Below are 13,414 nucleotides of genomic sequence, written 5' to 3'. Positions count from 1 at the left end.
ATGATCGAATTTACCCCGGAGCAGTTGCTGGCTCAGTTGCGCGAGCTGGATGAGTGTCCCCGTATCGAGGCCAAGCGAGGCAGCGACATCGGTTCATCCGTCATGCAGTCGATCTGTGCCTTTGCCAATGAGCCTAGCCTTGGTGGTGGCTATCTGCTGCTCGGGGTTAACGAGCCAGATGAAACACACGACACCTTTTCGGTATGCGGTGTCAGCCACAGTGACCAGCTCCTCAACACGCTGCAGACCAACTGCCGTGATCAGTTTGAACAGCCGATCCCGGTACAGGCGCAAGCCCATCAGCTGGAGGGCAAACGTGTGCTAGTCGTCTTTGTCCCCGAACTGGAGCCGGCAGCCAAGCCTTGCACCTTTAAGGGGAAGTTCGACAGCAAGAACAAGCGCAAGAGCGGCGTCTGGCGACGGGGATTGAACGGTGATTACGAATGCTCCCAGCTGGAGCTGGAGCCCTTGCTGCTCGCCAAAAATGGCCTAGGGTTCGAGCAGGTTCTGCTGCCTGACGCCCACTGGGATGATCTCGATCCCCACGCCATCGAGCTCTATCGCACGCTGCGCAGCAAGGTTCGCCCTCATGCTGAAGAGTTGCAGGCCAGTGACAGTGAGATGCTCCAATCCCTCAATCTGGTGAAAAAGCGCCTGGGTGAATGGGTACCCAATATCGCCGGCTTGTTGCTCCTTGGCAAACCGCTGGCGCTGCGAAGACTGTTACCCGCCATGCGCGTGGACTACGTGCGCGTCGCCGGCACTCAGTGGGTGGAAGACCCTCAACAGCGCTTCGACACTACGCTGGATCTGCGTGAACCCCTGCTGACGCTGATCCCCAAACTGGAGGCCACCATACTGGATGACTTGCCAAAGCATTTTCGTCTGGAAGAGGGCAAAACCCAGCGAGACGACCAGCCCTTGCTGCCACAGAAGGTGATTCGCGAAGCGGTGGTCAACGCCGTCATGCACCGTGATTATCAGGTTAATCAGCCCATCATAGTGGTGCGCTTTAGCAACCGCCTCGAGATACGCAACGCCGGCTACTCTCTTAAGCCGGAGGCGATGCTGGGGGAGATGGGCTCTATCCTGCGCAATCCGGTGCTGGCTTCTGTGCTCTACGACGTCAGCTTTGCCGAGACCAAAGGCTCCGGCATCCGCACCATGCGACGTCTGCTGGACCAGGTGGGTCTGACCGCGCCTGTTTTCATGAGTCAGGTCATCCAGAACCAGTTTCTGGCAACCTATCTATTGCATCAACTGATGGGCGAAGAGCAGTTGGCCTGGCTCAAACAGTTCGCTCATTTCACCTTGAACAACGATGAGGCGAAAGCACTGATCCTGGCCAAAGAGACGGGAGCGGTGGATAACGCAGGCCTTCGCGCCATTACCGGCCTTGATACGCTCGCCGCCAGCCAGATACTGGGAAGATTGCATCATCAGTACCAGTTGTTGGTCAAAGGGGGGGCAGGCTCCTCCACTTACTACGAGCTGTCAGCGCCTCACGAACTCCCGCTGTTTGCTGCTGCCAATGATGAGGGCCCCCGCTCAAATGCGGGTGACCATGTGGCAAATACGGGTGACCTCGACGCAAATACGGGTGACCTCGCGGCAAATAGAGGTGACCTCGGCTCAAATGCGGGTGACCTCCCGTCAGATCTGCTCGCTCGTATAGACCAACTCACCCCCAAAGCACGCAGAAATAACCTGTGGCCAGTGATTCTGTGGCTCTGTGCCATGCGTCCTTACAAGACTGAGCAACTGGCCAAAACGCTGAACCGGCGGGAAAACGCACTAAAAGCGTCCCATTTGAACATTATGCGGGAACAAGAGGGCTTGATTGGCTATGCCTACCCAGAAGTGCCCAATCATCCGGAACAGGCTTACCAAACCACAGAGAAAGGACGCCAATGGCTCGCTGCACGAGGAATTGAACTCAATGACTGATCATCACCACGCACCCAAGTTTCAAGAAGAGTTCAGCGCCAAGATCCCAGCCCTGACCCTGCTGACCAAGCTGGGCTGGACTTTTCTGTCCCCCAAGCAGGCGCTGGCAGCCCGTAACAATAAATATGACCAGGTCGTTCTGAGCCAGATTTTGCGCGAGGAGCTGAGCAAGCGCGCCTTTGTATATGCTGGCAAGAGGTATCCGCTGTCCGCCAAGTCAGTCGACAATCTGGTAAGTGAGCTGTGTACTCCAGCGCTTAACGAAGGGCTGATGACCGCCAATGAACGGATCTATAACCATTTGCTCTATGGCATGTCGGTCACCGAATTCATTGACGGCAAGAAGGTGAGCCCGACCATTGCCTTGATCGACTGGCATAACCCGCACAATAACCGCTTCACCTTTACCGAAGAGTTTCATGTCACCCGAGCCAGTGGCATAGAGTCTCGTCGCCCCGATATCGTCTGCTTCGTCAATGGCCTGCCATTGGCGGTGATCGAGGCGAAACGCCCGGATAGCAACGCCAAAAAGGGGCCAACCGTCAAAGAAGGGATCTCCCAGACTATTCGCAACCAGCTACACGGTGAGATCCCGCTGTTGTTCGCCTATAGCCAGTTGCTGCTCTCCATCAGCGGAATCGAAGGACGCTATGGCACCTGCGGTACACCGGAAAAATTCTGGGCAGCCTGGCGTGAAGAGGACATAAGCGACGCGCAGATGGCCGAGATCAAGAATCGGCCGATTCCCCAAGATACCCTCTCGACACTGTTTTATCATCGCCCACCGGCCACACAGGATTGGTACCAGACTCTATTAGCCGCGGGCGAGTTGGCGGTGACAGACCAGGATCGGCTGCTTATCAGCCTGCTGTCACCTGATCGGCTGCTGGAGATGACCCGTCTGTTTACCCTATTTGACAAGAAAGCCGGCAAGATAGTGGCCCGCTATCAGCAGGTATTTGGCATCAAGCGACTGATCGAGCGGATCAGCCAAAAGCGCCCTGATGGCGGCCGCCAAGGCGGGGTGATCTGGCACACAACAGGATCAGGCAAGTCGTTCACCATGGTCTTCCTGAGCAAGGCGATGATCTTGCATGATGCGCTGAAAGCCTGCCGCATCATTGTCGTTACCGACCGGGTGGATCTGGAAAGCCAGCTCAGCAAGACCTTCTCATCCAGTGGTGAACTGGCTGGCAAGAAGGACAAGGACGCGGCGATGGCCACCTCCGGCCCGCGACTGGCCGAGCAAATTGGCAAGGGTACCGAGCGCATCATTTTCTCGCTGATCCAGAAGTTCAACACTGCTACCAAATTGCCTGAGTGCGTCAACAAGAGCCCGGACCTCATCGTGCTGATTGATGAGGGGCACCGTAGCCAAGGGGGCGAAAACAACATTCGCATGCAACTGGCCCTGCCCAATGCCGCCTTTGTGGCCTTTACCGGCACCCCTCTACTGAAAAACGACAAGACGACCAACAAGTTTGGCCCCATCCTGCACGCTTACACCATGCAGCGAGCCGTTGAGGACAAGGCGGTCACCCCCCTGCTCTATGAAGAACGCATCCCGGATCTCGATGTGAACGACAGGGCGATTGATGCCGGTTTTAACCGCATCGCCACCAACCTGACCGAGGAGCAAAAGGCTGACCTGAAGCGCAAATACACGCGCAAAGGTGAACTCTACAAAGCCGATGACCGGCTCCAGCTAATCGCTCGCGACATAGCCGAGCACTTCGACAAAAACATTCCGGAAGGGCTGAAAGGTCAGCTCGCCTGCGACAGCAAGTCTTCCGCCATCAAGTACAAGCAATATCTCGATGAGGTTGGATTGTTCGAATCTGCCATTGTTATCAGCTCCCCCGATAGCCGGGAGGGCAATACCGATGTTGATGAATCAACCCTCCCTCTGGTCGTGCAGTGGTGGAAAGATAACGTGGGTAGCCAGGATGAGCAGCTCTACACCAAGCAGATTATCGAACGCTTCGCCGACAAGGATGATCCGCTCAAGCTCTTGATCGTGGTAGACAAGTTACTGACCGGTTTCGATGAGCCCAAGAATACGGTGCTTTACATCGACAAACCCTTGAAGGAACACAACCTGATCCAGGCCATCGCCCGAGTTAACCGGTTGCACCCGGACAAAGAGTTTGGCTTGCTCATCGACTACCGCGGCATTCTCTCGGAGCTAGATACCACTATCGCCAAGTATCAGGATCTCGCCTCACGCACTCAGGGCGGCTACGACCTTGACGACATCGCCGGCCTCTACAACCAGATGAGCTCTGAATACAAGCGCCTGCCACAGCTCTACAAGGACCTGTGGAACATCTTTGCCGGGGTAAAGAACAAGCAGGACATAGAGCAACTGCGCCAGGTGCTGGTACCCCGAATGGAAGAGGTAGAGGGAGAGCTGGTAGATGTGCATCTCAAGGTGCGTGAAGACTTCTATGAGGCACTCTCCCGCTTTGCCAGTTGCCTGAAAGTAGCTCTACAGTCGGCCTCGTTCTTCGAGGACACCGCCTTTACCGAAGCGGATCGCCGCCATTACAAAGAGACGCTGCAACAGTTCTCCAGCCTGCGGCAAACAGTGCAACAGGATGCAGGTGAACGAGTCGACTACGACGAGTATGCCCAGCAGGTGAAAAAGCTGCTCGACAAGCATGTGGTTGGTGTCGAGGTCAAAGAGCCCGGTGGTGTGTATGAAGTTGGCAAGATGGGACTGCAAAAACCGCCGGAAGAGTGGAGCAAAGAGAAGACCCGCAACGAGACTGACATCATCAAGACTCGCGTCACACGCATGATTGAGCAGGATCTCATGGATGACCCTTATGCTCAGGAGTCTTTCTCAACCTTGTTGCGCCTCGCCATTGAAGAGGCGGAAAAACTGTTTGATCACCCTCTCAAGCAGTACATGCTGTTCCGCGAGTTTGAAGAGCAGGTACAGGAACGCCGCCTGAACGATATGCCTGATGCTTTTGGCACTAACCGCCATGCTCAGGCCTACTTCGGTGTCTTTAAAAAGAACCTTCCACAACTGTTTGACAACCAGGATGCTCAGGTTGAAGAAAAGTGGGTCAAACTCGCTTTCGAGATCGACCGGTTGGTTGATGCCTCGGTCGCCGAACACTCTATCAACCCGCAAAATATTGAAGCCGATATTCGCAAGAAGCTGCTGCCATTGCTGTTCACCGAGTGCAAGTCCATCGGCTGTGGCATGGATCAAGCCAAGCGCATGGTGGAAATGGTCGTGCAGATTACCCGAGTTGGTCACAGTGGGATGTAACTGCAGATGAGCACCTCCGGCAACATGGCCAATAGGCTCCAGCACTTTTCCTATGGTGGCGAGCTTATCAGGTTCGAACGGCTCACCAGACCCAAGGCAGGCAAACTGCTGATCAAGGTGCATCCTGACTGCCGGGTTGAGGTGATGGCTCCGCCGCAAACGCCAGATGAAGAGGTGCTTGCGGCGGTAAAAAAGCGTGCCCGCTGGATCTACGAGCAGTTGCGTGACTTTCGTCAGCAGTTGGAACATGTCACGCCACGCCGTTATGTCAGTGGCGAGAGTCACCTTTACCTCGGCAAGCAATACCTGCTCAAGGTCATCGTTGCACCAAGCAGTGTGCAAGGGGTCAAACTGCTGCGAGGCAAGCTGGAAGTATCAGTCAGGAAGCCAGGACCCGAGACAGTGAAGGCTCAACTGACCCAGTGGTATAGAACCCGCGCCAGAGAGCTTTTCGCCAAACGTCTCGATGCCATGCTGGAACAAGCCTTGTGGGTTGTGGATCGCCCTCCGTTACGCCTGCTGAATATGCAAACCCAATGGGGAAGCTGTTCGCCCAATGGCCGGATCACACTCAATCCTCATTTGGTAAAAGCCCCTAGAGAGTGCATTGATTACGTCATCCTCCACGAGCTTTGCCACCTAGCCGAGCACAACCACAGCGAGCGATTCTGGCGGTTGCTCAGCCAGGTGATGCCGACTTGGGAGAAGACTAAGCTGCTACTCGACGGGATGGCCCACCGACTGCTGACATCCTGAAATATGAGGGGCAAAATTCCAGATAGATAGGAATCCGCTCCCCATATTTCAGCACACCAGAGTCCATCATCCCTTCAAACAAGATGACCAATATTCCAAAGAGAAAAACGGCACGAAATTTCCAGATAGATAGGAAGTCTTCGATCAGGATTCCACATAACTCGTTCTGAACAGGCATTCCACTATGTGGAAAATTCACACCACTTTTCCAGATAGATAGTTATGTGGAAAGAAACTGGACAGGAATTGGTTGGGAATGACAGTGTTCATTCCATGGCTCCACATCCTGCGTGATTCCACGCAATCATGTTTGTTACGAGCGAACAAACTTCAATACTTTCAGTGCTTTGTTGATTTTTTCCTGAGCGAAGTCCATGGTGATATGGAGTTTGGTCACACGATCACCTGATTGCATCCTTTATCCGCTACACCTGAGGCCCATCACCATGAACAGCATCGTCATCCTGATCCTCCTGTTTTCATTCCTGATAGGGTTTGGCGCCTTTGCTGCGTGGCTGTATATCGAGAAGCGTCGCATGGGTGCCTCGGATAAATGACTCGCTATTTTGCTGAACGGACCTCTTTTGCCACGCACGAAATCAGATGGCGGGAGCAGCCCAACATTTCCTGGATCACCGAGTAGCTGTGTCCGGTGCTCAACAACTGTGCGATGTGCTGACGCTTCTTTTCATCTTTCTGGCGACCGCGATATTTCCCCTCATCCCTGGCCTTGGCAATACCCTGCTGCTGCCTGCGTCTGCGATCTTCATAATCTTTGCGAGCAACTGCTGCGAGCATATCCAACAGCATGCCATTTACAGCCTGCAAAATGGCGCTGGTGAACTCGGAGCGGCAGTCCCCCTGTAACGCCACCCAGGAAGTCGGAAGCTCCGGAGAAACGATTGAGAGCTGTTTCTGAGCCAGCAACTGCTTCAATGTTTGCCAATCCGTCTGATTGAGACGGGCCAGACGATCAATCTGCTCTACCAGCACAATGTCACGATCTGCAGCGTCGCGGATCAGCCGCATAAGCTCAGGCCTGTCCAACGTTGCACCAGACTCATTCTCCACATAGAAACTGGCTATCTGATGGCCATGCTCTGCAGCAAAACCAATCAGCAGCTCTCGTGCCCGCTCAGCATCCTGTTCCACAGTCGATGCACGTAAATACGCCCGTATGAACATTGAGCCCCCATCAGTCTGTTTAAAGTGGTTCCTAATTATTGGTTCAATATAAGTGGTTTCAATATGATTTTCGAGAGGGCATTAAGTGGTTTTTATGGGGTATACCTTTTTTGAAACCACCGCATGACGATCAAAACACGACCTTTCGATAGCCTTTTGATCTGACAGCACAAAATTTAAGTATGATCCGTCACCACAAAGTCGCTTTTGAGTTGTATTTGAGTATTTAAGCGACGTTGCCCACGATTCCTGATCTGCTGAATGGGATGCCAAAGGAGGAAATCTACAGAAGCTGGGCTTTGAGGTGAGTCATCTTTTCGACTCGCCGAACAAGCCAGCAGCCAAGCGTAGCGCGGCAGTTCTTTACCCCATGGTTTGGTAATTTCCCCGTCTGCTGTTCTCTTACCCGCTATAGGGAATAAATGTTAAATACCGCCTATGGCGTGTAAATGATACTTACCCTCTATAACAGGTAAACATTGATATACCTGCCATAGCGTGTAAATTGGAAGAAGGCACGCTACCAGGTTGTCGAATCATGAAAGTAACCAGCGCCAAGCAGCTGAGCGCCTGTATCAAGGATGCCAGGCTTTCTCAAAAGCTCTCTCAAGGCAAAGTGGCCGAGAAAGTGGGGATTAGGCAAGACACAGTCTCCAGCTTCGAGCTCAATCCTGAATCCACCAAGCTGGAGACCCTGTTCAAGATCCTCGCGGCACTCGAATTGTCAGTGGATATCAAACCCCGCAATGAGTCATCCGAGAGTCCGGCATCGGGCTGGAAGGAGGAGTGGTAATGGCCAATCTGGCTGTCTACATGAACGGCTATCGGGTAGGCACATTCACCAAAACTACCAGCGGTGCCCATCAGTTTCAGTACCATGAGTCATGGCTAGCACAACCGGGCAGCCGTCCGATCTCACTCTCCATGCCATTGCGCCATCAGGCCTACCGGGGCAATGAAGCCTATAACTTCTTCGACAACCTGCTGCCAGATAATACGGAGGTGAGAAACAGGGTTGTAGCACGCTATCAAGCGGCATCAACCCAGCCCTTCGATCTGCTCAGTTGCATTGGCCAGGATAGCGTAGGGGCATTACAGCTGGTTACCGAAGGGCACGATGTTCCAGATGTCAGGCGAATCGACTACAAGGCACTTTCCGATGACGAGCTCGAGCAGATCCTGACCAGCTACAAATCAGGAATCCCTTTGGGGATGGTCAGGGAGCAAGAGGAGTTCCGGATCTCTATCGCCGGGGCGCAAGAAAAGACTGCGCTGCTCTATATCGATGGCCGTTGGTACTTGCCACTCAACGCAACGCCGACAACCCACATTATCAAACTCCCTATTGGCAAGATTGAAAGCCACTCCTACTCGATAGACCTCTCCCAGAGCGTAGAAAACGAATATCTCTGCACTCTGAGTGCCAAGGAGTTTGGTCTACCCGTACCTCACTGCTTCATGATGCAGGTTGGCCAGGTCAAAGCACTGGCTGTGGAACGCTTCGACAGACGTTACGCTGCCGATCGCAGTTGGATCATGCGCCTTCCCCAAGAAGATTTCTGTCAGGTATTGAATGTTCCGTCAGCACGGAAATACGAGAGTCATGGAGGACCAGGGATCACTGACATCATGAAAACCTTGCTGGGCTCTGCGACACCAGAACAGGATCGCTACCTGTTCATGAAATCTCAGGTCCTGTTCTGGCTGCTGGCAGCCACCGATGGCCATGCAAAGAACTTCTCGGTCTTTATTGAACCGGAAGGGCGTTTTCGCCTGACCCCTTTTTACGACATCCTATCTGTCTATCCAGTGTTTGGCGGCCGAGGCCTCAACCGAAGGGACGCCAAGCTCGCTATGGGCCTAGCAAGCAGCAAGGGAAAGAAATACGCCATTGAGCAGATATTCCCGCGTCATTTCTTCCAAACGGCAAAAGCTGTGGGATTTGAGCGTTCTGCTATGGAAGAGATCCTGACAGAACTGGCCAACTCCGTTGATGATGTTATTGAGCGTGTTACCCAGCAATTGCCAGCAGGCTTCCCCGATGCCATCAGCAGCACCATTCTAGAGGGCCTAAAAGCCCGCTCAGCCAGGCTGATAAAGGGCTGGGATTAAATTGACGGTATGTGGGATGATTGCACGGTTAGCCAAACCACCTATGGGAAGTTTGCACGGTTCGAAGAGTAAAAGCGGCTTTCCAGGCACCGGACGGTGCTATGGGCGGTTCAAAATATGTTCAAAACTCACCTAAAAAGCGGTTTTGAATGCGTGTAGTAGCATCGCGTTGATTCATATGGGAAGGCTGCACGATCGAGAATGGACTATGTGGGAACGCTGCACGATAGCAGAAACCCGTGAGCGGCCTCTCAATATGCTGTTTTAGTTACTTTTACCCCAAGCGGCCCCCGAAAAGCCACTAACATATTGAAGATAATAGATTATTTACATTCTGCATCGGCAAGTAAGTCCGCAGAGCAGGCAATGAAAAGCCCGGGTTCATCCCGGGCTTTTTTTGTGCGCTTTTCATCCACCAACCTAGAGGCGGCGCAGGCACCACATGAAGTAAGCACCCCCTAACAGGGTGGAGACCAGACCGACGGGCACCTCCTGGGGAAAGAGGAGCTGCTGGCCGATCCAGTCCGCCGACACCATCAGCAAAGCACCACAGCCTGCGGCGCCGAGCAGGTGCCAGCGCGCCCTCACCAGCCCCATCAATCTGGCCAGGTGCGGCGCCAGCAGACCGGCAAAGGAGAGCGGGCCTATCACCATGGTGGCACTGGCGGTGAGCACGGCCACCAGCAGCAGGATGGTGAGCTGGGCGCGGCTCAGGCGAATGCCGAGCGCCGTCGCTACCGCCGGCCCCATGGGCATGAGATCGAGCCAGCGGCTCACCAGCAGGCAGGCTGCCAGCATCAGCAGCGCCAGCACCACCAGGGCAAGGGCCACCGGCTGGGTGACGTAATAGGTGGAGCCGGACATCCAGGAGAGCAGTTGCTGCACCCGCAGGTCGCCATTGGCCAGGGCGATGGCCTGCAACGGCTCGAACAGCGCCGTGATGGCGATGCCAGACAGCAGTATCCGCTCCGGCTGGAAGCCGTTGCGCCGGTTGATAAGCACCAGCAGCAACAGGCAGGCGAAGGCGCCCACCAGCCCCCCCAGCAGCATCATGGGCAGCGGCAAGGCGGGCAGCAACAGGGCCGCCGCAATCACCCCCATGAAGGTGCCACCGCTTACCCCCAGCAGTTCGGGGCTCGCCATGGGGTTGTTGCTGACTCGCTGCAACAGGGTGCCTGCCAGCGCCAGCAACACGCCTGCGGCACCCGCTGCCAGCGTGCGCGGCAAGCGCCACTCCAGCTGGGCCTGCCACCGCAGCCAGCTCGGCCAGCCCCAGCCGCCCATCCCCTGCCCAAACAACAGGGAGGCGATCACCGCCGCAGCCAGCCCCAACACCATCAGGCCGACAAGGCGAGTCGGCGCCGGATGGCGGGCCAACTGCAGGGAGGAGTTTGCCTTAGGCGCACTCTGCTTGATACCAAGACGCGGGATAAGCCAGAGCAGCAGCGGCGCCCCCAACAGGGCCGTCATGGCGCCGGTCGGGATCAGCACAGGCCAGAACCGGCTCAGGGTCTGCAGCAGCAGATCGGTGGCCGCCAGCAACAGGGCGCCGAGGATGGGTGCCCACAGCAGCCGCTGGGCCAGTTTTCTGACCCCCAGCAGCCGCACCATGGCGGGCGCCGCCAGCCCGATAAAACCGATCAGCCCCACCACACTCACCACGCAGGCGGTGACGAACACGGCGAGACCCAGACCAGCCAGGCGCAGATGCTTGAGGGAGACCCCCAGGCTGCGTGCGCTGGCATCGTCCAGCTCCAGCACTGCCAGCGGGCGCACCAGCACCACCGCCAGCATCGCGGCCAGCAGCAACCGTGGCAGCAGATAGCCGACGCCGCTCCAGCTGTTCTGGGCCAGAGATCCGCTCCCCCACACCAGCAACCCTTTGAGCTCCTCCTGGAAGAACAGCAGCAATCCCATGCTGATGGCGGCCAGATAGAGGTTGATCACCAGCCCAGCAAAGACGATGACCACGGGATTGAGCTGGCGGCGCCAGGCCAGGGCGAAGACCAGCCCCATGGCCAGGCTTCCCCCGGCCATGGCGATCCACTCCCGCCCGATCAGCAGCCAGGAGGGGGCGAGCAGGGTCACCATCATCAGCGCCAGCTGGGCGCCGGAAGCCACCCCCAGGGTGGTGGGCGAGGCCAGGGGATTGCGCAGCACCTGCTGCATCAGGGTACCGGCGAGCCCGAGGGCGGCACCGGCCAGCAGGCAGATGGCTAGGCGCGGCAGCCAGCTGAAATGAACCACCGCCTGGCGGGCATCGTCCAGCTCGGGGGAGAACAGGGCCTGCCACCAGAGCGCCCCCGGCAGTTGACGCGCCAGCTCGGCGCAAGCCAGCCCCAGTGTCAGCACCAACAGGCAGAGACCCGGGCGCAGCAGGGGCGAAGAAAGAGAAGAGCTCATTGATTTGATCCCCCGGTTGCACTGTGGACAGCCTGCTCCCGCAGGGCACCGTCCAGCAGGGTGGCGAAGCGGCGGGCCGCCAATATGCCACCAAAACTCCATGTCGCAGGCAGATGGATCACCGGATTGTTCTGTACCAGCGGGAGATGCTGCCACAATCCAGGCTCCTGAAGTTTTTCACCAACTCCTACGGGCACGGGGTCCACCACCACCAGCCTGGCCTCCGGCATCCCGAGAAACTGCTCCAGGCTCGCGACCGAGAATCCCCAGGCATTGGTCTCTCCCTGCCAGGCGTTGCGAAGGCCGAGGCGCTGCATCACTGCCTCGAACAGGCTGCCACGGCCAAACACCCGCACATGGCGCTCATCGATGAATTGCACCACCAGCAAGGGGGGCAGATCGGCGGGCTGCGCCGCCTGCATCTGTGCCAGATCCAGCTCCAGCGCGGCGAGCTGGCGTTCGGCCTCGGTCTCTTTGTTGACCAGGGCGGCTATGGTCAGGGTCGCTTCCCGCAGTCGCTGCCACAGATCGGTGCCCGGTTCATACAGGGCGATGGAGTGCACCGGCGCGATGCGGGAGAGGGTCGGCGCCAGGGGGGCCGCCAGCGGCGAGATGAGAATAAGATCCGGTTTGAGCTCCGCCAGCAGTTCCCGGTTGGGTTGGGCACGCAGCCCGATATCGATCACCCCGGCAGGAAGCTGGGGTTCACCGACCCAGGCGCGATAGGGGGCCACATCCCCCACCGCCATCGGTGTCACTCCGAGCGCCAGCAGGGTTTCGGCTATGGTCCAGTCCACGGTGGCGATGCGGGGCGTGGCGCTGGTGGCGGTGACAAGCTGCCCGGCCTCCCCTGCCAGGGGCAGCAGCAGACTGAGCAGACAGGGCGCCATCTTCAATAAACGGTTCAAGAGCGGCCCCCGGTCAGACGATGGCGATGGCGTGGTCATGGGCCGGATGGCGAATGACCTCCATGGGGATGCCATAGATGGCGTTCAGGGTCTCCCCTGTCATGATCTGTTCGGGCTCGCCGTGGGTCAGCAGACGGCCGGAGTGCAGCGCCACCAGCCGATCGCAGAAACGGGAGGCCATGTTGATGTCGTGAATGACGATGATGACCCCGAGGTTGAGCTGGCGGCTGAGCTGCTTGACGAGCGTGAGCACCTCCACCTGATGGGCCACGTCCAGGGCGGCCAGCGGCTCGTCCAGCAGGATGAAACGGCTCTCCTGAGCCAGCAGCATGGCGAGCCAGACTCGCCCCCGCTCACCGCCGGAGAGGGTATCCACCAGCCGATCGGCAAAGCGTTCGGTGTGGGTCAGGGCGATGGCACGCTCCACCTGACGGTGATCTTCCGCTCCCATCCGGCCCAGCAGTCCGCGCCAGGGGTAGCGCCCCATCTCCACCAGTTCGCGGCCGAGCAGGTTTTCGGCACTCGGCAGGTGCTGGGGCAGATAGGCCACCTGACGGGCAAACTCCCGGTTGCCCCAGGCAGACAACGGCTGGTCATCGAACAGGATCTCCCCGCCGCTGTGGGGTTGCTGGCGCGCCAGCAGCTTGATCAGGGTCGATTTGCCCGACCCGTTGTGGCCGATGAGGCCATAGACCCGACCTTGCTCGAAGCGAAGGCTGGTGGGGTGCAGCAGCGTGCGGTCATTGACCGCGAAGCTGGCGGATTTCATCTCGAACATAAGCAATTCCTGTGCTGGCTTGCTGCCAGTCTCATCGGTGCC

Annotated in this window: 9 protein-coding genes; 5 read left to right on the top strand and 4 right to left on the bottom strand. The window is 57.1% G+C overall.

Annotation, left to right across the window (positions count from 1 at the left end):
* From AB5Y64_RS08640 to AB5Y64_RS08630, 3 genes are read left to right on the top strand one after another with little or no spacing between them, the layout of a single operon-like run.
* Window positions 1-1,947, top strand: coding sequence for an RNA-binding domain-containing protein (locus tag AB5Y64_RS08640; RefSeq protein WP_039040636.1), 1,947 nt, complete (start codon window positions 1-3; stop codon window positions 1,945-1,947).
* Window positions 1,940-5,230, top strand: coding sequence for a type I restriction endonuclease subunit R (locus tag AB5Y64_RS08635; RefSeq protein WP_039040635.1), 3,291 nt, complete (start codon window positions 1,940-1,942; stop codon window positions 5,228-5,230). Before AB5Y64_RS08640 ends, AB5Y64_RS08635 begins: the two co-directional genes overlap by 8 nt.
* A 6-nt stretch (window positions 5,231-5,236) precedes the next feature.
* A complete protein-coding gene (locus AB5Y64_RS08630) occupies window positions 5,237-5,986 on the top strand; it encodes a M48 family metallopeptidase (RefSeq protein ID WP_234704035.1) in 750 nt (249 codons plus the stop codon).
* A 561-nt stretch (window positions 5,987-6,547) separates the two neighbouring features.
* Here AB5Y64_RS08630 and AB5Y64_RS08625 read toward each other — a convergent pair.
* Entirely contained in the window at window positions 6,548-7,171 is a 624-nt protein-coding gene (locus tag AB5Y64_RS08625; RefSeq protein ID WP_039040633.1) for a recombinase family protein, read from the bottom strand.
* Between the two features lie 538 nt (window positions 7,172-7,709).
* Between AB5Y64_RS08625 and AB5Y64_RS08620 the strand changes: the two genes are divergently transcribed.
* Together AB5Y64_RS08620 and AB5Y64_RS08615 are read left to right on the top strand one after the other, a co-directional pair.
* Entirely contained in the window at window positions 7,710-7,964 is a 255-nt protein-coding gene (locus AB5Y64_RS08620; RefSeq protein ID WP_017410478.1) for a helix-turn-helix domain-containing protein, read from the top strand.
* Window positions 7,964-9,283, top strand: coding sequence for a type II toxin-antitoxin system HipA family toxin (locus AB5Y64_RS08615; RefSeq protein ID WP_039040632.1), 1,320 nt, complete (start codon window positions 7,964-7,966; stop codon window positions 9,281-9,283). Before AB5Y64_RS08620 ends, AB5Y64_RS08615 begins: the two co-directional genes overlap by 1 nt.
* Window positions 9,284-9,703: 420 nt before the next feature.
* Here AB5Y64_RS08615 and fhuB read toward each other — a convergent pair whose 3' ends face one another.
* The 3 genes from fhuB to AB5Y64_RS08600 are packed head-to-tail and all read right to left on the bottom strand — an operon-like array spanning window position 9,704 to window position 13,372.
* Window positions 9,704-11,686 (bottom strand): Fe(3+)-hydroxamate ABC transporter permease FhuB, encoded by a 1,983-nt coding sequence (gene fhuB / locus AB5Y64_RS08610; RefSeq protein WP_039040631.1) that lies wholly within the window; start codon window positions 11,684-11,686, stop codon window positions 9,704-9,706.
* The gene (locus tag AB5Y64_RS08605) at window positions 11,683-12,576 is read right to left on the bottom strand and encodes an ABC transporter substrate-binding protein (protein ID WP_039040690.1); all 894 of its coding nucleotides are present in this window, start codon (window positions 12,574-12,576) and stop codon (window positions 11,683-11,685) included. Before AB5Y64_RS08605 ends, fhuB begins: the two co-directional genes overlap by 4 nt.
* Before the next feature lie 31 nt (window positions 12,577-12,607).
* Window positions 12,608-13,372: an ATP-binding cassette domain-containing protein gene (locus AB5Y64_RS08600; protein WP_010672275.1), complete on the bottom strand. Its 765-nt coding sequence runs from the start codon at window positions 13,370-13,372 to the stop codon at window positions 12,608-12,610.
* Window positions 13,373-13,414 lie beyond the last annotated feature (42 nt).

The sequence above is a fragment of the Aeromonas sp. R5-1 genome (assembly GCF_040908265.1).
GTDB lineage: Bacteria > Pseudomonadota > Gammaproteobacteria > Enterobacterales > Aeromonadaceae > Aeromonas > Aeromonas caviae.
This window is presented reverse-complemented; position numbering and strand designations above follow the sequence as displayed.

Bases quoted from the DNA above. Each gene is read 5' to 3' on its own strand.
- fhuB (WP_039040631.1), bottom strand. From the start codon at position 11,686: ATGAGCTCTTCTCTTTCTTCGCCCCTGCTGCGCCCGGGTCTCTGCCTG.
- AB5Y64_RS08635 (WP_039040635.1), top strand. From the start codon at position 1,940: ATGACTGATCATCACCACGCACCCAAGTTTCAAGAAGAGTTCAGCGCC.
- AB5Y64_RS08605 (WP_039040690.1), bottom strand. From the start codon at position 12,576: ATGGCGCCCTGTCTGCTCAGTCTGCTGCTGCCCCTGGCAGGGGAGGCC.
- AB5Y64_RS08640 (WP_039040636.1), top strand. From the start codon at position 1: ATGATCGAATTTACCCCGGAGCAGTTGCTGGCTCAGTTGCGCGAGCTG.
- AB5Y64_RS08615 (WP_039040632.1), top strand. From the start codon at position 7,964: ATGGCCAATCTGGCTGTCTACATGAACGGCTATCGGGTAGGCACATTC.
- AB5Y64_RS08620 (WP_017410478.1), top strand. From the start codon at position 7,710: ATGAAAGTAACCAGCGCCAAGCAGCTGAGCGCCTGTATCAAGGATGCC.
- AB5Y64_RS08625 (WP_039040633.1), bottom strand. From the start codon at position 7,171: ATGTTCATACGGGCGTATTTACGTGCATCGACTGTGGAACAGGATGCT.
- AB5Y64_RS08630 (WP_234704035.1), top strand. From the start codon at position 5,237: ATGAGCACCTCCGGCAACATGGCCAATAGGCTCCAGCACTTTTCCTAT.
- AB5Y64_RS08600 (WP_010672275.1), bottom strand. From the start codon at position 13,372: ATGTTCGAGATGAAATCCGCCAGCTTCGCGGTCAATGACCGCACGCTG.